Source organism: Asticcacaulis aquihabitans, from assembly GCF_032490435.1.
Lineage (GTDB): Bacteria > Pseudomonadota > Alphaproteobacteria > Caulobacterales > Caulobacteraceae > Asticcacaulis.
Genome location: NZ_JAVGWM010000003.1, coordinates 42949 through 65688, shown reverse-complemented (window position 1 = coordinate 65688; position 22740 = coordinate 42949). Strand labels below are relative to the sequence as shown.

The window sequence follows — 22740 nt, the reverse complement described above, 5'->3', positions numbered from 1 at the left end:
GCGTACAGTTGGCTTGTGCTTACAAGCACTGAGTGCCGCCGACCACTCCAGGCCGGCGACGGTTCTTTAGTCATTAAGAACGGAGCGACATATCGCTATGCAAATTCAAGTCAGTGGAAAACAAGTTGAAGTCGGTGAAGCGCTGCGCGCGCGTATAGAAACCGAATTGACCTCCGGTATTGCTAAGTATTTCGAACGCGGCGGCGACGCCGAGGTGACGATTTCTAAGCAAGGTCACTTATTCAAGGCGGATTGTTGGGTCAGGCTGGCGTCAGGCCAAACCTTGATTTCTCACGCCTTCGGCGGTGACGCCCACTCGGCTTTCGACGGAACCCTCGACAATATGGAAAAGCGCGTGCGCCGCTATAAGCGCAGACTGAAACAGCATCACAACGGCACGCCGGTTAAGGAAGAAACGGCGAATGTCACCGTGCTTCGGGCGTTCGATGGCGACGATACCGCCGAGATCGAACTGGACGACGGCATGGACCATGACAGCCCGCCGCATTCGATGATTATCGCGGAGACCGAGCAGGCGCTGCGTACCATGACTGTCTCCACCGCGGTTGCCGAGATGGAACTCAGCAACTATCCAGCCATCATGTTCCGCAACGCGGCGCATGGCGGGTTATCGGTAATATATCGCCGTCCGGACGGTAATATCGGCTGGATCGACCCGAAACGGACTGGATCCAAGGCCGTGACGCAATAAACCAGGACGATAATTGCCAGTAGGAGAGGTGGGTTGACCTTGTCGGCCCACTTCTCTATGGCATCGGGGCACGGACGGCGCAGGCCGGACGGCACAGGGTGCGGATGCGGCCGCAGTGACGACCACGGATCTATTATGTTTCTAACCACGGTGCTTGACCGGCATGCCATACTTGGCAATGTCAGTGTCAATTCCAAACGCCAGGCGCTCCAGATGGTGGCAGATGTCGCTGCGCGTCAGCTTGGCGTCGATGCGGCTGACGTGCATCAAAAGCTGATCGACCGCGAAAAGCTGGGGTCGACCGGTGTGGGCATGGGCGTCGCGGTGCCGCATGCCGAAATTAAAGGGCTGGACCGGATGCATGGTGTGTTTGTGCGCCTCGAAACGCCGGTGAATTACGATTCGATAGACGATGCGCCGGTCGATTTGATCTTCGCTCTGCTGGCGCCAGAAAACGCCGGCACGGAACATTTGCGCGCGCTGGCCAAGGTCTCACGGGTCCTGCGTCAAAAGGATTTGCGCGAACAGTTGCGCAAGATGGAAAATCCCGACGCGATATATGCCGTTTTGACGGGCATTGCCGATTCGAACGCGGCTTAACCGGTCACTTTAATCGGTATAATCCGGATATCGTCGACCGGCGTCGGTCGGACGAGATCTATGTGCAGCAGGCCGTAAGCCAAGCTGGCGGCGCGCACATCCAAACCATCGCTCAGTACGAAGGCACGCGTAAACCCGCGCAAGGCAATGCCGCGATGGAGGTATTCGCGCTCCGGTGTTTCGCCGACCCTGTCCTTGGTTGCTGAAACGGTCAGGTGTGCGCCCTTGACCTCAATGCGCAACTGATCGGCTGTGAAACCCGCCACAGCAATGCTGATGCGCAGGTGGTCCGGGGGCAGGCTTTCGACATTGTAAGGCGGGTAGTTGTCATGGCTTCGCCCTATGCGTTCGATCAGTGATCGCATATCGTCGAAACCCAGCAAGTACGGGCTGTCAAAAACCACTGTCCGCGTCATGTCACCTGTCCTGAAGCCAAACCAGGATATGGGAGCAAGGCGCCCACGCTCAAGCCATGAAATGCCTGGCCGGCGAAAAAATCAAACCTGGCTTTCCAGGAAGGCCATCAGGGCGGCGCGGGCCTGAGGTTCAGTCAGGTCGGGCGCGTGGCCGACATGGGCGATATCGACGCGGGTGAAGTCGCGGCATTGCGAGGCCATTTTCTTGGCTTCCGCGGCGTCGAGTAGGTCAGAAACACCGCCGCGTATCAGCATGAGCTTACGATTGGCCGCCAGGGACGCATAGCACGGGGCTAGGTCGTAATGATTGACAGCCAGGGTCATCCCCTTGAAGGCATCGGTAATCCGCGGATCATAGGCCAGATGCAGATAACCGTCGCGTCCTTTGCGGAACAGGCGGTGCGCCATCTTAAGCCAGTCGGCCTGGGTATGGTTAGGAAATGACGCCTTGTAGCGTTCACCCGTGAAAACAGCCGCATCGTGCCAGTCGCGCATCGGCCTGTGCGGCTCGGTGACAAAGGTGGATATACGCGCCAGCCCTTTTGGCGATAGTACCGGACCGACATCGTTGAGTACCGCCGATTTGATCAGGTTCGGACGCAGAGTGGACAGAACCATAGTAACCAGCCCGCCCATCGACGTACCGACGAAGATGGCCTGGCCGATGCCGAAGGCGTCGCATAGCGCCAATACGTCCTTGGCATAGGTCCACAGGTGGTAATTGGTCGCGTCGGGATCGTTTTCCGACAGGCCGCGTCCACGGAAATCGGGGACGATGACGCGGCGGTCGGCCTGGGCGATCCAGGTGGCGACCTCTTCAAAATCGGCTGAATTGCGCGTCAGACCGTGCAGACAGATGACGGGCAGGCGAACTCGGCCGGATGCCGCCGGATAATCGCGCGCGTAATGGCGAAGGCCATCTTCGCTCATCCACCAGCGATCGTGATAGGCCGGCGCCTTGTGGCTTACGATGGTCAGGGCATCGTCCGCCAATCCGGGCACTGTCTTTCTCAGATTGAGCACGCGTCATTTCCGAACAATGGTTTTACAGACGCTAACCCGGATATGTTAACACTCCGTCACGGCCCTTGCGCGTGCTTACGCGATTATCGCCGCCAACGGTATTCGCCGTTGGCGGTCTTATCTCTTCGGCCGCATCTAAACCCGTCGCGGCTTGCCTATTTTGCCGGTGCCGCCTGTTCCGAGCAGAGGCCCTTGTCACAAAGACCCTTTTGAATATCTTTCATCATGTCCGGCATGAGGCTCGACATGGCCGGCATGAATTCCTGCATCACTTGCGGCAGCTTCTTGAGAACAGCCTGACCGTTCGGGCTTTCGTAGAAGACGACCATGCTGTTAAGTTCCTCTTCCGTGAATACCTTGGCATAGGCCCTGAACATCTCATCCTTCATGCGCGGCGTATATTTTGTCGTGACGCTGATGGTGACCTGGGTCACATCCTGCACCTGCTGATCGGTAATTTTGGGGTTGGATTGACGCAGGGATTGGAACATTGCCGGCATCATCTGCTCGTACATCTTCTTCATCATGCCGTCGAAATCCATGGCTTGATCGAGGCGCTTTAGAAGGGCCAGCTTCGCCGGGGAAATGTCGGAAGTGGGAACATTTGACGCCGCGGCTGCTTTTACGGGTTCGGCGTTGGATGTTGCGGCACCGGTAAATGCCAAGGTCAATGCCATGACGGAAGAACAGAATAGATTGCGCAACGGATACCCCCATTTAAGTGTGTGACTGGTTTTTCAGCTCAGACAGCGTAAACCCATTTGGCGGGGATATCCAGACTCGCCTTAAAGCTGTTATGTTGAACTTCAAACGGTCCGCGAAGACTTTATCTTACCTGCGGGTGATCAGGGTGTGCATACGACGTGGTGTGGCGCCCGGCACGCGGTTGAGTTTGATCAGCCCTTCCGGTTCGCCCCACAGGTCGTAGGCGTCGGCACGGGTCACCTTGGCGCGGGCGAAATCGCCGGCTTTCAGGCCCGTGAAGCCTTTCAGGAAGATGTGACCGTCGATCTCAGGCGCGTCGCCCCGGGTGCGCGCGATGGCGGTGCCGTCGTTGCGGATATCGTCGACCAGCACGTCCTGAACGGTGCCAACCTTGCTGGCCAGCTTCTGGGCGGAGATACGCGACGCCACGGCCATGAACCGCGCCAGCCGGTCCTGCTTGACCTCCTCCGGTACGTGATCGGGCAGGAGGGCGGCGGCTGCACCTTCGACGTTTTCGTAGGCGAAGGCACCGACGCGATCAATCTGTGCCGCTTCCAGCCAATCCAGAAGCAGGTTGAAATCGGCCTCGGTTTCGCCAGGAAAGCCAACCACGAAGGTCGAGCGCAAGGTCAGGTCAGGGCAGATTTCACGCCAGCTTTCGATGCGCTGCAAGGTCTTGTCCTGATTGCCGGGACGTTTCATCGCCTTGAGGATTTTCGGGCTGGCGTGCTGGAAGGGTATGTCCAGGTAAGGCAGGATCTTGCCTTCGGCCATGAGCGGGATAACCGCATTTACATGTGGGTAGGGATAGACATAATGCATGCGGACCCAGATGCCGAGTTCCCCCAGGCCGCGCGACAGGTCTTCGAACGAGGCATCCCACATCTGGCCGCGCCATTCCGACTGGGCATAGCGGATATCGAGCCCATAGGCGGAGGTATCCTGGCTGACGACCAGCAGTTCCTTTACGCCGGACTTGGCCAGGATTTCGGCTTCGCGCAGCACCTCGGCGACCGGCCGCGAGGCCAGGTCACCGCGCAGGGACGGAATGATGCAGAACGAGCAGCGATGGTCGCAGCCTTCGGAAATCTTCAGGTAGGCATAATGTTTTGGTGTCAGGCGGACACCGGCGCTGTCTTCGGGCACCAGGGCGCGGAACGGGTCGGGCTTGGGCGGCACGATATTGTGCACGGCATCCATAACCGCCTCGTATTGGTGTGCGCCCGTGACGGCGGCGACATTGGGAAAGCGCGACCGGATCAGCGCCTCTTCTCCGCCCATGCAGCCGGTGACCACCACCTTGCCGTTTTCCGCCAGGGCCTCGCCGATGGCGTTGAGGCTTTCTTCCTTGGCCGAATCCAGGAAGCCGCAGGTATTGACGACGATGACGTCGGCGCCAGCATAGGAGGCGGAGGTATCGTAGCCTTCGCCTTTCAGGCGGGTCAGGATACGTTCGGAATCAACCAGCGCCTTGGGACAGCCCAGCGACACGAAACCCACCTTCGGGGCTTCCGATTTCAAGACGGCATCACTCATATGGACAAACTTGGGCTGGAGCGCCGCCCGATATAGGGTGAGCCCATTCGGATAAGACGCGCAAAAAAACAGTATACGGCAAAATCTCGGGGGTTACTTCGCGACGTTTTTGCTATATGCGCTCCCCATACAGAATTATCCCGCCGGTTGGAAGCCTATTCCCGACATACACGGTCGGGAAATGCCCGCCCGCAAGCCCTGAAAGACCACTCCATGCTGCTTTTTGCCGATACCGCTGACACCAAGATCCTTGCCGAACTGCTGGAAACCGGTCTGATTGACGGTGTCACCACCAACCCGACCCTGATTGCCAAGTCGGGCCGCAACATCCTCGAAGTCATCAAGGAAATCTGCGACATGTGCGAGGGGCCGATCTCGGCCGAAGTCGCCGCCACGGACGCCGCAACGATGATCAAGGAAGGCGAAAAGCTGGCCAAGATCGCCACCAACGTGGTCATCAAGGTGCCGCTGACCATTGACGGCCTGAAGGCGACCAAGGAATTTTCATCGCAGGGCCTGATGACCAATGTCACCCTGTGCTTCTCTGCCACTCAGGCCCTGTTGGCCGCCAAGGCCGGCGCCACCTACATCTCGCCGTTCGTTGGTCGCCTCGACGACCAGGGCGCCGATGGCATGCAATTGATCCACGACATTCGCGCCGTCTACGACAACTACGATTTCGATACCGAAATCCTGGCAGCCTCCCTGCGCAACAATACCCATGTTGCCCAGGCCGCCATCGCCGGCGCCGACTGCGCCACCCTGCCGCCGCAAACCTTCCGCGACATGTTCAAGCACCCCCTGACCGACAAGGGTCTGGAAACTTTCCTGTCCGACTGGAAGAGCACGGGCCAAAGCATCCTGTAAGGCGAGGCTGCGCAAGCCGCAGCAGTAAACTATCAGAGGCCGGAAACGCCATAGCGTCTCCGGCCTTTTCTATGACGGCGTTTAAGCGGCATTAACCGCCTTTTGTCACCGGGCGGTAAGGGTGTTTCGTTATCCTGGCGAGGTGAAGGCCGAACCCATCCACATATCGTTTCATACGCCCGGCGTCGTTCGATGGGGCCTGTCCGCGTTCGGGCTTGTCTTGATTGGCCTGGCGGGCAAGGATTTGCTGCGCGCACTATGGCCGATGTCCGCTTTTACGCCTGTGTTTGCCTTACTGATGGGAACGGGCGTCGCGGCCGGCATAGGCCTCGTCGTCGCTTCGCATTGGGGCGCCGATGAGCGTTGGCGCATCGCCGATGGCCGCCTGACAATCGTGCGATCCTTGCGGAAGTTTCGCTCTGAGATCGCCTACACAGCGCGCGCCATTTTCGCCATTCACATCGACGTTGTCGATAAGGACAGCGGGCCCGACGCCTATCGCCTGATTGTCGTGCTCAATAGCGGAAAGCGCCTGAATTCTCCTGATTTCGCGACCTTGGCGCGTGCGGAGGCGGCGCGTGATCGCCTCCTTGCCAACAGCCCGCAATAGGATAAGCTGACGCCGTTATCCTGTGGGGGAGGCGCGAAATGGCCGAAGAGTCCGATGCCGATGCAACCACCGACGGTCCGCTGACAGCGGCGGAGCGTCCGCACCGGCTGGAGATGATCGACCTGTTGCGCGGAGCGGTGATCATGCTGATGGTCCTCGATCATACCCGCGATTTCTTTCACCGCGACAGTTTCCTCTTCGATCCGCTTGATCTGGAAAAAACGACGCCGATCCTGTTCTTCACCCGCTGGATTACGCACTTGTGCGCTCCGACCTTTACCTTTTTGGCCGGGGTGTCGATCTGTCTGCAAAAGGCCAAGGGTAAGGCCGGATGGGCCCTGTCGCGCTTCCTCTTTACACGCGGCCTGTGGCTGGTCGTCCTGGAACTGACGGTCGTCAGTTTTGGCTTTAATTTCGGTTATCCGTTCTTCTTCCTGCAAATCATTTTTGCCATCGGAATCGGCATGATGGTGATGTCCATCCTCCACTTCCTGCCCGGACACTCCGTGCTGATCCTGGGTATCGCTATCATTGCCGGTCACGACCTGCTGGCGGGCGTGGATGTGAAAGGGCTTCCGCCGGGCGGTCAGCTTTTCTGGCATCTCACGATGCAACCGGGTGGATTGGGTGCGTTACCTGGCTTTATTGTCTATCCCGTCATTCCGTGGTTGGGTATTCTGTGCCTCGGTTACGGTCTGGGTCCCATTTTCAGCCTGGAAGAACTGGCGCGCCGCCGGGCGGTGACCTTGCTGGCGGCGGGAATGGTTACCCTCTTTCTTATTCTGCGGCTGCCAAACCTCTATGGCGATTCCAATCTATGGGAATGGCAGAAGAGTCCGGTTCTGATGGCCCTGGACATTCTCGACCTGTCCAAATACCCGCCCTCCTTGGATTATACGCTGATTACGCTGGGCGTGGCCATGTGCCTGATGCTGGCCCTGACCCATTTGCCGAAGATTTTGCAGGCACCCTTCCTGGCTTTCGGGCGAACCCCCTTGTTGACCTATCTCATCCACGTCTATCTGGTGCACGGCGGCGCCTTGCTGCTGGGGCTGGCCATGGGCGTGCCTGCGGCGGGTTTCGCCGACTTCCTGTCTAACCCGGGCAGATTGGCGCCAGCGGGCTGGGGGCTAAGCCTGCCCGAGGTTTACGGCGTCTGGCTGGTGATCCTGATCGCGCTTTATCCTATCTCGCGCGCCTTCGCCGCCTACCGGGCGAAACATCGCCGGTGGTGGACCAGCTATCTGTAATCCCCGGTGTGTAACAGCTTAGCTACCAGACATGGCATCGACGATCTGATTGACCACGGCCTGGACCTGGGCGGCGTCATCACCTTCGGCCATCACGCGGATCAGAGGTTCCGTGCCTGAAGGGCGCACCAAAAGGCGGCCGGAGCCTTTCAGCGCCTCTTCGCCGTCGCGAATCGCCTGTTGCACGGCGGGGCGGTTGAGCGGGCTTTCGCCTGTATATTTCACATTCTTGAGCAGTTGTGGCACGGTATCAAACTGCTTGCCCAGAATGCTCATCGGTTTACCGGACTCGACCAGAACGGCCAGAACCTGTAGTGCGGCCATCAGGCCGTCGCCAGTCGTGGCGTGATCGTGCAGGATGACATGGCCAGACTGTTCGCCACCCAGGTTGAAGCCGCCCTCCTTCATCTTTTCCATGACGTAGCGGTCGCCAACCTTGGCGCGTTCCAAGGTCAGGCCCTGTTGTGCCATGAAGCGCTCCAAACCGAGATTGGACATGACGGTGGCGACGAGGCCGCCGCCCTTCAGCAGGCCGCGTCGCGCCCAGTTGCTGGCGATGATGGCCATGATCTGGTCGCCATCGACGATGACACCATGCTCATCGCAGATCACGACGCGGTCGGCGTCGCCGTCCAACGCGATGCCGATATCGGCGCGCAGTTCCTTAACCTTCTGCGCCATCGCCTGAGGTTGGGTGGAGCCGCATTTTTCGTTGATGTTGACGCCATCGGGAGTGACGCCGATCGGGAAGACTTCCGCACCCAGTTCATATAGAGCAAGGGGCGCCACCTTGTAAGCCGCGCCATTGGCGCAATCGAGCACGATCCGCAAACCATTGAGCGTCAGGTTGCGCGGGAAGGTGGCCTTGGCGATTTCGACGTAGCGCCATTGGGCATCGTCAACGCGCTGAACCCGGCCGAGCTTATGCGGTTCTGCCACACCGAGCAGGATATTGCCGTCCATGCGGGCTTCGATGGCCAGTTCGACATCGTCTGATAACTTGTACCCGTCCGGGCCGAACAGTTTTATACCGTTATCGGAAAACGCATTGTGCGAGGCGGAAATCATGACACCCAGATCGGCGCGCATCGACCGTGTCATCATGGCGACGCCTGGGGTGGGCAGAGGGCCAAACAGGCGCACATCCATGCCGACGCTGGTGAAGCCGGCCACCAAGGCCGGTTCAATCATGTAGCCCGACAGGCGGGTGTCTTTACCGATAACGACCAAATGGCGGCGGTCGGTATCGGACATAAACATTTTTCCCGCGGCCATGCCGACGCGATAGGCGACTTCGGCGGTCATGGGGAAGGAGTTGGCGCGGCCGCGAATGCCGTCCGTGCCGAAATATTTGCGTGTCTGGCTCATGGCGGTCATATGAGTGGCCATTTCTTCGTTTCTGTTGCGGATAGGATTGTAGCCATACAGCGACATTGCTTGTCGATAGCTGGCGATTTTTTGGGTGACGAGGGAAATGAAGGCGGCTTCCAGCTTATCAACCGTTTCGGCGCGTGGCGCCTTGGTGGAGCCGTTCAAGGCGCGAAAGACGCTGCTTTGGGCGATGGACGCGGCTTCGGCAACGTCCTTTATCGAAATGCCGGACGTGGCGACCGCGTCTTGCAGCTTTTCCCATTTGCCTTCGCTCATGCTCATTTCCTCAATTAACAGGGTGAGGGTAGGGGAGGATGGCTAAAAATGCAATAATTTAATTGCAATAATGTTGATGCATGAGCTTTTTGGACGATTACCGGGCGTAATTAGGCCCTTCGCACAAAATTGACACAATTTTAGCGAGGTTTGACATAATTTTAACAGCCCGGGGCAATATCTCTTTCGGTAGTAATCGGTAGCAATTTAAAATTGGTCGTGCTATTTAAAAATTGCACTTCTCAGGCACCAGACAAAAGGACATGTTGGCTTATGTGCGGAATTATTGGAATTATCGGCAATTCGCCCGTGGCGCCGCGCCTGCTGGAAAGCCTGCGTCGTTTGGAATATCGCGGCTATGATTCCGCCGGTATCGCGGTCGAAACGCCTGCTGGCGCGCAGCGCCGCCGGGCTGCCGGCAAGATTCGTAACCTGGAAGCCGTCTTTGCCGAAGCGCCGATCACCGGGACGACGGGTATAGGCCATACCCGTTGGGCGACCCACGGTGCGCCGACAATTGCCAATGCGCACCCGCATCACTACGGCAAGGTTACCTTGGTCCATAACGGCATCATCGAAAACTACGCGGAACTGAAAGCGGCGATGATTGCCGACGGTGAAACCTTCGAATCCGACACCGATACCGAAGTCATCGCCCATCTGCTCGACGGTGCGCTGAAGTCCGGCCTAAAAATGCAAGACGCCTTCAAGTCCGTTCTCGATCGCCTCAATGGCGCCTATGCTTTGGCTATTCTGGTGGACGGCGAGCATGACACCCTGCTTGGCGCCCGTCGCGGCTCGCCGTTGGTTATTGGCTGGGGCGAAGACGAAATGTACCTGGGTTCGGACGCGCTGGCCGTCGGACCGTTCACGCAGCGCGTCACCTATCTGGAAGAAGGCGACTGGGTCGTGCTCAAAAAAGATTCGGCCGAGGTTCGCGACGTCAAAGGCTTCCTGGTCAATCGTCCGATAACCCTCGTTTCCGCCTCCGCGGCCATCGTTGAAAAGGGCAGCTATCGTCACTTCATGGAAAAGGAAGTGCATGAACAGCCGGAAAGCTGCCAGCGCACATTGAGCGCCTATCTCGATCCGGTAGCGGGCGGCGTGCGCGAAGATATCAAGGCTGGCGTCGATTTCGCCACCGTGACGCGTCTCCAGATCATTGCCTGCGGCACGGCCTATTATGCCGGTTCCATCGCCCGGTACGCGTTCGAGAGACTGGCGGGACTGCCGGTCGATGTCGAGGTGGCCTCTGAATTCCGTTACCGCACGCCCGCCGTCACGCCGGGAACACTGGCCATCGCCGTTTCGCAATCGGGAGAAACCGCCGATACCCTGGCGGCGCTGCGCTGGTGCAAGGATCAGGGGTTGCAAACCGCTGCCCTGGTTAATGTCCATTCGTCCACCATGGCGCGCGAAGCCGATATCCTGTGGCCAACTCATGCCGGTCCGGAAATCGGCGTTGCCTCGACCAAGGCCTTCACCGCCCAACTGTCCGCCTTATTATCTCTGGTTGTCTGCGCCGCCCGCCAGCGTGGCCGTATCACCACGCATGACGAGGCTCATCTGGTCCAGACGCTACTCGGTGCCCCCGGCCTGATTGCCGAAGCGCTCGGTATGGACAGCGAGATTACGCGGATCGCCTACGACCTCAGCAAGGCACGCGATGTCATCTATCTGGGCCGTGGTGAAATGTATCCGCTGGCGTTGGAAGGCGCACTGAAGCTCAAGGAAATCAGCTACATCCATGCCGAAGGCTATGCTGCCGGAGAATTGAAGCATGGTCCAATCGCGCTGATCGATGAAAAGACGCCGGTGGTGGTAATCGCGCCGGACGATGAGCTGTTCGAAAAGACGGCCTCCAATGTTCAAGAGGTCGCGGCGCGCGGTGGGCGGGTGATCATGATCACCGATGCGCCGGGCAAGGTGCCGACGCTGTCAGGGGATGCGGCCAAATCGTTGAAGGTCATTCAGGCGCCGGCCTGCGATTCCTTTATCGCCGCCCTGGTCTATTCGGTACCGATTCAACTGCTCGCCTACCACACGGCAGTTCAAAAGGGCACCGATGTCGATCAGCCGCGCAACCTCGCCAAATCGGTCACCGTCGAATAGGCCAACCGGGCGGATGCAGGCTTGCCATATCCTGTGGCGGCCTGTATCCCCCCGCAATGAATTCCCGGTATATAAAAGGCTGCGGCCTGGCCCTGATGTCCGCCGTGTTGTGGGGCGTGTCGGGTGTATGCGGTCAGTTCCTGTTTGCCCAGCGCGGCGTCAACACGGAATGGCTGGTGACCACACGCATGCTGGCGGCGGCCATACTGATGCTGGGTTTTGTCGCGGTTCGGGCGCCGGGGGAGCTTTTCGTCTTGTGGAAAGACCGGACGGATGCCTTGCGCATGCTGGTGTTCGGCGTTTTCGGCATGTTGGCCGTGCAATACACCTATTTTGCCGCCATCAATGCCTCGAATGCCGCGACGGCGACCATCCTGCAATATACCGGTCCGGCGCTTATCGTCGGGTGGTTTGCGTTTAAAGAACGGCGCTTGCCCCGCCTGGCCGAATGGCTGGGGGTAGCGATGGCGGTGGCGGGCACGGTTTTCCTGGTGACGCATGGCCGTTTCGGTAGCCTCTCCATATCGCAGATGGCGCTGGTCTGGGGCCTCGGGTCTGCGGTGGCGCTCGCCTTTTACTCCATCCAGCCGCTGAGCCTGATGCATCGTTACGCTCCACCCGTTGTGATTGGGTGGGGGATGCTGATCGGGGGCGTGCTGCTTAGCCTTGTCCGGCCGCCCTGGGCGATTGCCGGCACATGGGATGCGGCGACGATCGGCGCCTATGCCTTTGTCATCGTTTTTGGCACGCTGGTGCCCTTCTATGCCTACCTGACCGCAGTAAAGATCATCGGGCCGCAAACGGGCAGCCTCCTGGCCTGTGCCGAACCGTTGTCGGCTGCTATCATTTCCGTCCTGTGGCTAGGTACGCGCTTTGGGCCTTTCGACTGGTTGGGCACGGCGCTGATCCTGGGCACAGTCGTTATGCTCACCCTGGGCAAACCTGCGGAAACGTCGCCGAAAATCGAGTAGCTATTTCCGCGTGGTCGCCATGTCCCGACCGTTGCGCTGCAACAAAAAGTGAGGGCCCGTGTCTCGTAACTATCAGGAAACCCCTATAAGTGGCCACACTCATGTGTGTTTTGCGGTGTGTCGGTTCAGGGCTTGCCGCCTGTTCGGAGCCTGAGCATGGAAAGCTGCCTTCCCACTACGATTGTCGATGAGGCGCAAAAGCCGGCCCAAAGACCGGGTGTCGTGCTGTTTGCCCTAGCCATGGGCAGTTTTGCCATCGGCACGACCGAATTCGCCACCATGAGCCTTCTGCCCTATTTCTCGAAGGATCTAGGCATCGACGAAGCCACGGCGGGCCATGTCATCAGCGCCTACGCCTTGGGGGTCGTGGTCGGCGCCCCGACCATCGCTGTACTGGCGGCGCGCCTGTCGCGCAAATTCCTTCTGATCGCCCTGATGCTGGTCTTTGGTATTGCCAATGGCTTGAGCGCCCTGGCGCCGAACTATCACTGGATGCTGTTTTTCCGCTTTCTGAGCGGCTTGCCGCACGGCGCCTATTTCGGCGTAGCGGCCCTTGTCGGCGCATCCCTGGTCCCTGTCGACAAACGCGCCTCCGCCGTGGCGCGGATTATGCTGGGCCTGACCATAGCCACGGTGATCGGCGTGCCTGCCGCCAACTGGATGGGACAGGTCCTAGGCTGGCGGGCTGGTTTCGCTCTGGTGGCGGCACTCGCCGCACTGACCATGGGGCTGGTCTGGACCTTTACCCCAAAGCAGGCGCGCGACCCGGACGCCAGCCCGTTGCGTGAACTCGGTGCGCTGAAGCGCGGCCAAGTCTGGTTGACCTTGGGTATCGGCGCGATCGGCTTTGGCGGCATGTTTGCCGTCTATACCTATGTTGCCTCGACCCTCTTGACCGTAACGCAGGTTTCACCCGGCTTCGTTCCGATGATCCTGTGCGTTTTTGGCCTCGGCATGACCGCCGGCACCCTGTTTTGCGGCTGGGCGGCGGACAAGGCGCAGATGCCGGCCATTGGTCTGTGCCTGGTGTGGAGTGCCCTGTGGCTGGCCGTCTACCCCTTTGCCGCCCATAACATATGGGCCGTCAGCGCGGTGGTGTTCATGATCGGCGGCGGCGGCGGCCTGGGCATCATGTTGCAGACCCGCCTGATGGACGTGGCAGGCGATGCTCAGACCCTGGCGGCGGCGCTCAATCACTCGGCGTTCAATTTCGCCAATGCGCTGGGGCCATTCCTCGCCGGACTGGTCATCGCCCGTGGCGCGGCGTTCAATGATACGGGATTTGTCGGTGTCCTGCTGGCACTCGGCGGATTGCTGATCTGGTTCATAGCGATCCTGGACAATCGCCGCCGCGCCCTGCTTTAGGAAATTTTCCGACATTTGTGCAAAAAATTCCGAAAAAAATGGCCGTGATGGGATGACAAACGAATAGGGATGGGTCATATGGGCGGCTCCTAACATCCCCTTTAGAAGGACCTATCTTCCGTCATGCGTGACTTTTATCGTATCCGCCGCTTGCCTCCCTATGTCTTCGAAGAAGTCAACAAGGTGAAGGCACGTCTGCGCGCGGCAGGTACGGATGTCATCGACTTCGGCATGGGTAATCCTGACATGCCGACCGCCCAGCATATCGTCGACAAGCTGGTCGAGACGGCTCAGAAGCCGAAGACACATGGTTACAGCGTGTCCAAGGGCGTCCATGGCCTGCGCAAGGCCATGGCTGGCTATTACGACCGCCGTTACGGCGTGAAGCTCAACCCGGATACCGAGGTTGTGGCCACCCTGGGGTCAAAGGAAGGGTTCGCCAACCTGGCCATGGCCATCACGGCGCCCGGCGACACGGTCATCTGCCCCAATCCGGCCTATCCGATCCACGCCTTCGGTTTTCTGATGGCGGGCGGCGTCATTCGCCATGTCCCGGCCTTATCGCCTGAACAATATCTGTCGGGCATCGAGCGCGCGGTGAAACATTCGGTGCCGACGCCATCGGTGATGATCGTCTCCTACCCGTCGAACCCGACGGCGCAATGGGTTGATCTTGATTTCTACAAGGAAGTCATCCGCATCGCCCGCAAGCACGACCTGATTGTGCTGTCGGATATCGCCTATTCGGAAATCTATTTCGAAGACAACCCCCCGCCGTCGATCCTTCAAGTCGAGGGCGCCATCGAACGCTCGGTTGAAATCAATTCCCTGTCCAAGACCTATGCCATGGCCGGTTGGCGCGTCGGCATGGTGGTCGGCAATTCGGAAATCTGCGCAGCGCTGGCCCGTGTGAAATCCTATCTCGACTACGGTGGTTTTGCGCCGATCCAAGTCGCCGCTGCCGCCGCCCTGAACGGGCCGCAGGACAATGTCGCCGAAATCCGCGCCACCTATAAATCGCGCCGTGATGTGCTGGTCGAATCGATGAAGCGCGCTGGCTGGGACATTCCGCCGCCGCCGGCGTCGATGTTCGCCTGGGCCAAGATTCCACCGAAGTTTGAGCATTTGGGCTCGATCGAATTCGCCAAGCTTCTGATCGAAGAGGCCCACGTCGCCGTGGCGCCCGGCCTCGGTTTCGGTGAGTATGGCGAAGGCTATGTGCGGATCGGTCTCGTCGAAAATGAGCACCGCATTCGCCAGGCAGCGCGCAACATCAAAAAGTTGCTGCAACCGAATACCAAAGCTGCCGCTGCAGCCGAATAGCTGCAAGGGCCGGTTGTCGTTTATAAAAATGTGATCTGAGGGGATGACACTCGTGTCATCCCTTATATTAAGCGTCTTTGCGGTCACAGGCACGCGGCTATCGTCATTAAGGGTTCATTATTGTTTTTGACTCGCACTCCGTTTTAGGTTTCACTTGTTATTGTGCAGCGCACATATGTTTTTGCAGGAAACTGACATTTTTCGGTCGGTTTCCGCATAGAACAGACGGTGCGCAAGGCCTTAGCTGTGGGCCGGTAACCAAGAGGTGTGCGCGTGGTAAGTCTAGAGTTCGATCTGAATACCGATTCCGAACAGGACGCTTTCTTTGGCGCCTTCTTCAAGTTCGTCGAAGCGGCTGCCATTACCGACGCCGATTCGATCTCCGTGCGTTCCGATCCCATGGGCGATCATCAGGTCAAGGTCGTGACATTTGAAGACGACAGCCAGGCCGATCAATTCCAGACATACTGGTCGCAGCGCCGCAAATGGCTTGGCTTGTGAGCCTATAAGGCTGTAGGCTTGGGTGTATGCTGGGCCTGAGACATCTTCCCCTCAAATATCGTTTGCCCCTGATCCACGGCGGATTGGGTGTTTTGGCGCGCTTGAAATCGGGTGGATGGACGAAAGCGGACGACGTGACGCTTAGGCGTGGCGATTTTATCGTCTCGGGTTTTTTCACCGAAACGACGGGTATCGCGCAGGGCGGCCGCCTGTCGGCCCAGGCCTTGAAGGCCGCGGGTTATGACATCGCTGAGCACGATCTGCGCCCGGCCTTCAAAAAGCTGTTCAGTAAAAACCTGTTTCGGGGCGTGCCTCTGCCGGGTCGGGGCGGCGTGTGGTATATCCACGCCAATGCGCCGGAAGTTCTGGTCGCCTTGCTGGTGCACGACCCGAAATCATGGGCGGACCGCTATCGCATTGCCTATTGGGCATGGGAAACGCCGAAGGTGCCGGCGGATTGGGTGTTCGCTGCCGACTACCTACACGAAATCTGGGTGCCCAGCCTGTTTGTCCGTAATGCCTTGGCCGCCACCTTCAATGCCGCTTTGCGTGCCGACCTGATCTCGCGCCTGCGCGTCATGCCGCATCCCGTGCCCGTGCCGCCGCCCGTCCGCCATGACTCGGCGCGCCAGCGTTTCGACCTGAGCGACACGGTTTGCGAGGTCTTAAGCCTGTTTGACACCAAATCCTCGGCGGCGCGCAAGAATCCGTGGGGCGTGCTGGACGCCTGGCGTCAGGCTTTTCCGCAATCGAGCGATACGGCGCGCCTGACGCTCAAGGTCAGCGACCTATCGGGCGATCCGGCGACGGCTCAACGCCTGCTGGCCGTAACCGCCGATCGTTACGATATCCGTCTGATGAGTGAACGTCTGAGCGAGCGCGACATGGAAGCCTTTACAGGTGCGTTCGACGTTCTGATTTCGTTGCACCGGTCCGAAGGGTTTGGCCTGTCTTTGGCTGAGGCTATGGCCGCCGGCGTAGCGGTGATCGCCACCGGCTGGTCGGGCAATACCGATTTCATGACGGCTGAAAATGCCCGCTTGGTGTCATCGACCCTTATTCCTGTTGACGATCCGGACGGGGGATATGCCCACCTGCGTCGCGATCCGGCACAGGTCTGGGCCGATCCCAACCTGGCCGAGGCGGCATCTGATATTCGCGATCTGACCAGTTCGCCTGAGTTGCGGCAACGCTTTGCGCACAATGCCGTGCAGGCTATCCGGGCCCTGCACGCGCCGTGGCAGCGTGAGGCGCTTGTCGAGCTGCCGTTTAACGCTGGTTTGTGAGCGCGGACGGCCGCTTTCACCGTCTATGCTTGACTCTGCATGGCTTTTCCGTCAAAGAACCGCCCATATCCGCGCATTCGCATGCGCTTCAGGCACAAACCCTTTACCAACACGGGGATCCGGCGTCAGCCGGCGGAGGTTGGGAAGGCTCCCCGACAGCGCGTTGCGCCCTCGGGGATTTTGTTTTTGTCCGAAATGCTGCGGCAGGCGGACCCAGACTTAAAGGTTTTTGGCAATGTTCGACAGTTTGAACGACCGTCTTTCCGGTTTGTTTGACCGCCTCAGCGGCCGCGGCGTCCTTTCGGAAAAGGACGTCGAAGAGGCCCTGCGCGAGGTTCGCGTTGCCCTTCTGGAAGCCGATGTCGCCTTGCCAGTCGTGCGTCAATTCATGGCGCGCGCTAAGGAACTGGCGACCGGCGAAGCCATCATCAAGGCGGTCAAGCCCGCCGACCAGGTGGTCAAGATCGTCTATGACGGCCTGATCGACATGCTGGGCGGCGAAGAGCCTGTGCCGGTAAACCTGAACGCCGTGCCGCCCGTTGTCATTCTGATGGCTGGTCTGCAAGGCTCCGGTAAGACCACCACCTCGGCCAAGCTGGCCTTGCGCCTGACCAAGTTCGACCGCAAGAAGGTCATGATGGCGTCGCTCGACACCCGCCGTCCGGCCGCCATGGAGCAGTTGAAGCTGCTCGGCGAACAGACAGGCGTTGACGTATTGCCGATCGTCGCTGGCCAGGGTGCCACCGACATCACCCGTCGCGCCCTGACGTCTGCCAAGCTCCAGGGTTATGACGTTCTGATCCTGGATACCGCCGGCCGCACAACGCTGGATGAGGCGCTGATGGCCGAAGCGGCCGAAATCGCCAGGATCGCCAATCCGACCGAAACCTTCCTGGTCGCCGACTCGCTCACCGGCCAGGATGCCGTGCGCACCGCCACTGCCTTCCATGAGCGCCTGCCGCTGACTGGCCTGATCCTGACCCGCGCCGACGGCGACGGCCGGGGCGGGGCCATGCTGTCGATGCGCGCCGTCACGGGTCTGCCGATCAAATATCTCGGCGCCGGTGAAAAGGTCGATGCGCTCGATGTCTTCGATGCCCGCCGTATCGCCGGCCGTATCCTGGGCCAGGGTGACGTCGTCGCCCTCGTCGAAAAGGCCGCCCAGGAACTGGATGCCGTCAAGGCCGAGGCCATGGCGAAGAAGATGGCCAAGGGTCAGTTCGACCTCGATGACCTGGCGGCTCAGCTTCAGCAGATGAAGAAGATGGGCGGCATGAGCGGCATTATGGGCCTGCTGCCCGGCGTGCAGAAGGTCAAGAAGCAGATCGAGGAATCGAATTTCACCGACAAGGTGTTCGATCGTCAGGTCGCCATCATCTCCTCGATGACCAAGATTGAGCGCAAAAAGCCTGACCTGCTCAACGCCTCGCGCAAGCGTCGTATCGCGGCGGGCGCCGGTGTCGAAGTTCAGGAAATCAATCGCCTCCTCAAGCAACATCGCCAGATGGCCGATACGTTCAAGATGATGTCGCGGTCCAATGGACGCGGCGCCATGGGCCAGATGGCAAAGATGTTCGGAATGGGCGCCCCCGGAATGAATGCTGGCGCGGCTCCGCCCAACATGGCTGAACTGGCCAAGCAGATGGGGGCCAATCCCCAGGGTGGTCCCGGCGCCAATCCGCTTCAGGGCCTCAATCCGGCCCTCGATCTCGACAAACTCAAGGCGCTCGGCGGCGGAAAACTGCCGGGAGCCACTCCTCCTTCGGGCCTGTTCGGTGGCCTGCCGGGCTTGCCCGGCGCAAAGCCGTTCGACCCAACCAAGAAATAGCACCTTACTAGTTAGGATACTGAAATGCTGAAGATTCGTCTCTCGCGCGGTGGCTCCAAGAAGCGCCCGTACTACACCATCGTCATCGCCGACGCCGCCGCGCCGCGCGACGGCAAGTTCATTGAAAAGGTCGGCACCTATAACCCGATGCTGCCGAAGGACGCGCAGCGCGTGACCCTGAAGGTTGAGCGCATCGCCGAATGGCTCAAGAAGGGCGCCCAGCCGACCGACCGCGTCGCCCGTTTCCTGTCGCAGGAAGGCCTCGTGAAGTGGGAAGCCAGCAACAACCCGAAGAAGGGTACGCCGGGCAAGAAGGCGCAAGAGCGCGCCGCTGAACGCGCCCAACGCGAGCAGGACCGTCTGGATGCCGAAGCCGCTGCCCGTGAAGAAGCGGCTGCTGCCGCTGCTGCTCCGGCGGAAGAAGCCCCCGCTGAGGAAGCCGCTGCCGAAGAGCAACCCGCTTCGGAATAAGCGCGGTTTCAGGCGCTACGCCTTCACCGAATGTTTGTGTCGGAATGAAGTGGGCGTAAACACAAATCTAAAGGGCCGGGATTTGCCTCCCGGCCCTTTTTCTATATAGGAAGCTCACATGAGCAAACCTGACCTTATCTTCGTGGCGCAAATCAGCGCCGCTGTCGGCCTGCAGGGCGAATTCAAACTGCTGAGTTTCATGGACGATCCGTTCAGCGTCCTGGAATACAGTCCCCTGCTGAACGAAAAGGGTGAACCGGCCCTGGTCATTACCAAGGCGCGCGAGCACAAGGGCACCTTGGTCGTAAAGGCCGAAGGCGTCCCGGATCGTACGGCTGTTGACCGGATCAAGGGGATGAAGCTGTACATCGACCGGGCCGACCTGCCGGAAATCGACGAAGACGAATACTACATCACGGATTTGATCGGCATGAAGGTCTTCGATACGGCGGGCGCCGAGATCGGACGGATCATGAATGTCGATAATTTCGGCGCCGGCGACCTGCTTGATATCCAGCCTCTGGAAGGGCCCACCTACTACCTTCTGTTCACGGCGGAAAACGTGCCCGAAGTGAACTTGGCCGAACGGCGTATCGTCGTCGATCTGAGCGGAGTCTAGAGCGCCGATCCGACTGGCTCGGCTCTCTAGTTCCTTGGCTTTACGCGTGAATACCGCCTGAGACTTCTATACGCTGGCCGTTGAGCCAGCCGGCTTCGTCCGAAAGCAAAACACTGACAATGCCCCCGATATCGTCCGGCAAGCCGACACGGCCCAAAGGCGTACGGCTGGCTATGGCGGCGTTCAGTTCCGCGTCGTCACGCACCCGTCCACCGCCGAAATCGGTAGCGATGGCGCCCGGCGCGATCGAATTGACGCGGATACGGCGCGGCCCCAACTCAACGGCCAAATAGCGAGACAGAACATCGATCGCGCCCTTCATCGCGCCATAGGCCGATGACCCGGGATAGCTGAAGCGAGCCAGGCCCGACGACAGATTGAGGATCGCGCCGGCGTCCTTCATCAATGGTAACAGCTTTTGGGTCAGGAAGAAGACGCCCTTGAGGTGGATGTTCATGACCTCGTCAAACTGGGCTTCCGTCGTTTCGGCGAAGGGCGCGTACAGGGCCGTGCCCGCATTATTGATCAGAAAATCGAACCGGTCCTGCCCCCAGGTGGCGTGCAAGGCGTCACGAACCTGTCCGGCGAACGCGTCGAAACCCGAACTCACGCCGGTATCGAGCGGCAAGGCCACGGCTTTGCGCCCCATTTGCTGCAATTCTTCGACCAGACTGTCGGCCTCGTCCTGGCGCGAGCGGTAGGTGAAGACAATGTCGATGCCCTTGGCCGCCAGATGGTGGGCCATGTTGCGGCCAAGGCCGCGGCTGCCGCCGGTAATGAGTGCGATTTTCATAAAGGTAGCTCCTGTGTGGTGAGGGCAATTTACTATCTCTAATTTTGGGGATAAATATCGATTATTAGACATCACTGTTCAGAAACTGAGAACAATGAACCGCCTTGAAGCTATGACTACTTTCGTTCGCATCGCCGAATTGCAAAGCTTCACAGCGGCGGCGACCTCTTTGGGCTTGCCGAAATCGCGTGCCTCGGCGGCCGTGAGTCAGTTGGAGGCGCATTTGAAGACACAGCTTCTGTACCGCACGACACGCCGCGTTCAGCTGACGCACGACGGTCAGGCCTATTACGAACGCTGTCGCGAATTGTTGGCAGAATTGGATGAGCTCGATGCCCTGTTCGAACGTACGCCCTCGGCCCTGACCGGAAGCTTGCGGGTCGATATGCCGGTAAGCATGGCGCGAAACTTCCTGATCCCGCGCCTGCCGGAATTCCTCGGCCGGCATCCGGCGCTGGACATTGAGCTGTCATGTACGGACCGTCGCGTCGACGTCATCGCCGAAGGGTTCGATTGCGTCATCCGTGTCGGGGCCCTGGCCGATTCCGGTCTGGTCGCGCGGCCTTTGGGCGTGCTGAAAATGGGTAATTATGCCAGTCCCGCCTATTTGGCGCGTCATGGAGAACCGAAGACGCTGGACGATCTAAGCGGCCATTACCTTATTCACTACGCTCTGACCCTGGGCAGCCGGCCGTTCGGTTTTGAGTACCGCGACGCGGAAGGCTACAAGACGGTGGATATGGCCGGACGCATAACGGTCAACAATACGGAAGCGTTTCAGGCCTCGGCCCTGGCCGGACTAGGCCTATTTCAGGCGCCCCGGACCGGCAACCGGCGAAATGTCGAAACGGGTGCGCTGGTGGAAATCCTTCCCGCGTTCGAAGCTGAGCCCTTGCCGGTGTCGGTCATCTATCCGCGCCGCCGTCACCAGGCCCGGCGCGTGCGCGCCTTTATCGACTGGGTGGCCGGGATCATGAGCGACTATCTGGACTAAACCGTCGCGAGATGTAATGGTCCGGCCAACAACGAACAGAGCACAGATGAAGCGCCCCACCTCTTTCGATATCGCCGCCCTGGCCGGCGTGTCCCAGGCCACCGTCTCGCGCGCCTTGTCGGGCTCGACCTCGGTGAGCGAAGCCGTGCGCCAGCGCGTGTTCGATGCGGCGGCGCAGCTCAACTACACGGTCGATATCAATGCGCGAAAGCTGCGCTCAAAGAAGATCAACACCATCGCCGTGCTGGTCTCCGAAGACCTCGATCATTCTGACAACCGGATCAATCCGTTCTTTCTCCCCCTGATCGGTTCTATCCTCGATTACGCCAACGCGCGTGGCGTCGATGTGTTGATGTCGCTGCAAAAGGCGGATGCCGATTGGGGCGCCGACTATGGTTTTTCCCGGCGGGCGGACGGTATTATATTCCTGGGTTACCGCGATTTCGAATCGTATTTGCGCCGGGTTGCCGTGCTGCGCCAGGTGGGCGAGCCGTGGGTGGTGTTCGGCCCGGTGATGCCGGAGACGCCAAACCTGTTTATCGGCTCCCAGAACGAAGAAGGCGCCCATTCGGCCGTCGAGCACCTGATAAAAACAGGCCGCAACCGGATCGTGTTTTTAGGCGAGGCGTCCGAGCAGCATTCTGAATTTTTCGAACGCTACAAGGGTTACCAGCGGGCGCACGCCGAAGCCGGCCTGACGCCTGACGCGCGCCTAGCCGTGGATTGCTTTATTTCGCGTGAGGAAGGGGCCGCGGCCATCGATCGCCTCTTGGCGGATGGCGTGCCGTTTGATGGCGTATTCGCGGTGACCGATCTGCTGGCCATCGGCGCGATCCAGTCTTTGCAGAAAAGCGGACTTGTTGTGCCGGACGATGTGTCCGTCATGGGGTTCGATGATCTGTGGGCCTGTACCTGCATCAACCCGACCCTGTCGACCGTGCGTCAAGATACAACGACAGCGGCGAAAGTGCTGGTCGATACGCTGGCGGCGCTCATAGACGGCGAACCGGTTGAAATGACCCGCATCCCGACGCAACTGGTCTTGCGTGAATCGGCGTAATACCAAGCGTCATGACTTCGATAAAAAAACCCCCGACACCGTGGCGTCGGG

The 22740-nt window shown here is 59.6% G+C and carries 22 protein-coding genes; 16 read left to right on the top strand and 6 right to left on the bottom strand.

The features are described from left to right. Positions 1-97 precede the first annotated feature (97 nt). Both hpf and ptsN read left to right on the top strand, forming a co-directional pair. Positions 98-712: a ribosome hibernation-promoting factor, HPF/YfiA family gene (gene hpf, locus RCJ00_RS10990; protein ID WP_316221947.1), complete on the top strand. Its 615-nt coding sequence runs from the start codon at positions 98-100 to the stop codon at positions 710-712. A gap of 135 nt (positions 713-847) precedes the next feature. Then, entirely contained in the window at positions 848-1312 is a 465-nt protein-coding gene (ptsN, locus tag RCJ00_RS10985; protein ID WP_316221945.1) for a PTS IIA-like nitrogen regulatory protein PtsN, read from the top strand. Here the strand turns inward: ptsN and RCJ00_RS10980 are convergent. The 4 genes from RCJ00_RS10980 to rimO form a co-directional block, all read right to left on the bottom strand. Continuing rightward, positions 1309-1728 (bottom strand): Hsp20 family protein, encoded by a 420-nt coding sequence (locus tag RCJ00_RS10980; RefSeq protein WP_316221944.1) that lies wholly within the window; start codon positions 1726-1728, stop codon positions 1309-1311. The two genes, ptsN and RCJ00_RS10980, sit on opposite strands and share 4 nt — an antisense overlap. An 81-nt stretch (positions 1729-1809) precedes the next feature. Beyond that, positions 1810-2751: an alpha/beta fold hydrolase gene (locus tag RCJ00_RS10975; protein ID WP_316221943.1), complete on the bottom strand. Its 942-nt coding sequence runs from the start codon at positions 2749-2751 to the stop codon at positions 1810-1812. Positions 2752-2906: 155 nt separating this feature from the next. Next, on the bottom strand, positions 2907-3455 hold the full coding sequence (locus RCJ00_RS10970; protein ID WP_316221942.1) for a DUF2059 domain-containing protein: 549 nt from the start codon (positions 3453-3455) through the stop codon (positions 2907-2909). A 127-nt stretch (positions 3456-3582) separates the two neighbouring features. Continuing rightward, positions 3583-4992 carry a 30S ribosomal protein S12 methylthiotransferase RimO gene (gene rimO, locus RCJ00_RS10965; protein WP_316221940.1) on the bottom strand — a complete coding sequence of 470 codons (1410 nt, stop codon included), beginning with the start codon at positions 4990-4992 and terminating at the stop codon, positions 3583-3585. 213 nt (positions 4993-5205) lie between these two features. Here rimO and fsa point away from each other — a divergent pair, with 213 nt between their 5' ends. The 3 genes from fsa to RCJ00_RS10950 all read left to right on the top strand — a co-directional run bounded on the left by fsa (position 5206) and on the right by RCJ00_RS10950 (position 7719). Beyond that, the gene (fsa, locus tag RCJ00_RS10960; RefSeq protein WP_023459882.1) at positions 5206-5859 is read left to right on the top strand and encodes a fructose-6-phosphate aldolase; all 654 of its coding nucleotides are present in this window, start codon (positions 5206-5208) and stop codon (positions 5857-5859) included. Between the two features lie 121 nt (positions 5860-5980). Further along, the gene (locus RCJ00_RS10955; RefSeq protein ID WP_316221938.1) at positions 5981-6469 is read left to right on the top strand and encodes a hypothetical protein; all 489 of its coding nucleotides are present in this window, start codon (positions 5981-5983) and stop codon (positions 6467-6469) included. 38 nt (positions 6470-6507) lie between these two features. After that, a complete protein-coding gene (locus RCJ00_RS10950; protein WP_316221937.1) occupies positions 6508-7719 on the top strand; it encodes an acetyltransferase domain-containing protein in 1212 nt (403 codons plus the stop codon). Between the two features lie 18 nt (positions 7720-7737). Here the strand turns inward: RCJ00_RS10950 and glmM are convergent, their stop codons facing one another. Then, a complete protein-coding gene (gene glmM / locus RCJ00_RS10945) occupies positions 7738-9087 on the bottom strand; it encodes a phosphoglucosamine mutase (RefSeq protein WP_316222781.1) in 1350 nt (449 codons plus the stop codon). 552 nt (positions 9088-9639) lie between these two features. Here glmM and glmS point away from each other — a divergent pair. The 9 genes from glmS to rimM all read left to right on the top strand — a co-directional run bounded on the left by glmS (position 9640) and on the right by rimM (position 19842). After that, positions 9640-11478 carry a glutamine--fructose-6-phosphate transaminase (isomerizing) gene (gene glmS / locus RCJ00_RS10940; protein ID WP_316221936.1) on the top strand — a complete coding sequence of 613 codons (1839 nt, stop codon included), beginning with the start codon at positions 9640-9642 and terminating at the stop codon, positions 11476-11478. 56 nt (positions 11479-11534) lie between these two features. Further along, the gene (locus RCJ00_RS10935) at positions 11535-12449 is read left to right on the top strand and encodes an EamA family transporter (protein ID WP_316221935.1); all 915 of its coding nucleotides are present in this window, start codon (positions 11535-11537) and stop codon (positions 12447-12449) included. A 156-nt stretch (positions 12450-12605) separates the two neighbouring features. Next, complete coding sequence (locus RCJ00_RS10930) at positions 12606-13814, top strand: MFS transporter (protein ID WP_316221934.1); 1209 nt, start codon at positions 12606-12608, stop codon at positions 13812-13814. Positions 13815-13937: 123 nt separating this feature from the next. Beyond that, positions 13938-15137 (top strand): LL-diaminopimelate aminotransferase, encoded by a 1200-nt coding sequence (locus RCJ00_RS10925; protein WP_316221932.1) that lies wholly within the window; start codon positions 13938-13940, stop codon positions 15135-15137. Positions 15138-15410: 273 nt separating this feature from the next. Beyond that, positions 15411-15638 carry a hypothetical protein gene (locus RCJ00_RS10920; RefSeq protein ID WP_316221931.1) on the top strand — a complete coding sequence of 76 codons (228 nt, stop codon included), beginning with the start codon at positions 15411-15413 and terminating at the stop codon, positions 15636-15638. 26 nt (positions 15639-15664) lie between these two features. Next, positions 15665-16924, top strand: a complete 1260-nt coding sequence (locus tag RCJ00_RS10915; protein WP_316221930.1) for a glycosyltransferase — start codon at positions 15665-15667, stop codon at positions 16922-16924. Positions 16925-17159: 235 nt separating this feature from the next. Next, positions 17160-18752, top strand: coding sequence for a signal recognition particle protein (gene ffh / locus RCJ00_RS10910; RefSeq protein ID WP_316221929.1), 1593 nt, complete (start codon positions 17160-17162; stop codon positions 18750-18752). Between the two features lie 24 nt (positions 18753-18776). Further along, positions 18777-19223: a 30S ribosomal protein S16 gene (gene rpsP, locus RCJ00_RS10905; RefSeq protein WP_316221928.1), complete on the top strand. Its 447-nt coding sequence runs from the start codon at positions 18777-18779 to the stop codon at positions 19221-19223. Between the two features lie 118 nt (positions 19224-19341). After that, positions 19342-19842, top strand: a complete 501-nt coding sequence (gene rimM / locus RCJ00_RS10900) for a ribosome maturation factor RimM (RefSeq protein ID WP_316221927.1) — start codon at positions 19342-19344, stop codon at positions 19840-19842. A gap of 40 nt (positions 19843-19882) precedes the next feature. Here the strand turns inward: rimM and RCJ00_RS10895 are convergent, their stop codons facing one another. After that, positions 19883-20635, bottom strand: a complete 753-nt coding sequence (locus tag RCJ00_RS10895) for an SDR family NAD(P)-dependent oxidoreductase (RefSeq protein ID WP_316221926.1) — start codon at positions 20633-20635, stop codon at positions 19883-19885. Positions 20636-20747: 112 nt separating this feature from the next. On the opposite strand from RCJ00_RS10895, the gene RCJ00_RS10890 reads away from it, so the two are divergent. Both RCJ00_RS10890 and RCJ00_RS10885 read left to right on the top strand, forming a co-directional pair. Next, complete coding sequence (locus RCJ00_RS10890; RefSeq protein ID WP_316221925.1) at positions 20748-21629, top strand: LysR family transcriptional regulator; 882 nt, start codon at positions 20748-20750, stop codon at positions 21627-21629. A gap of 46 nt (positions 21630-21675) precedes the next feature. Continuing rightward, positions 21676-22689, top strand: coding sequence for a LacI family DNA-binding transcriptional regulator (locus RCJ00_RS10885; RefSeq protein ID WP_316221924.1), 1014 nt, complete (start codon positions 21676-21678; stop codon positions 22687-22689). Positions 22690-22740: the final 51 nt, after the last annotated feature.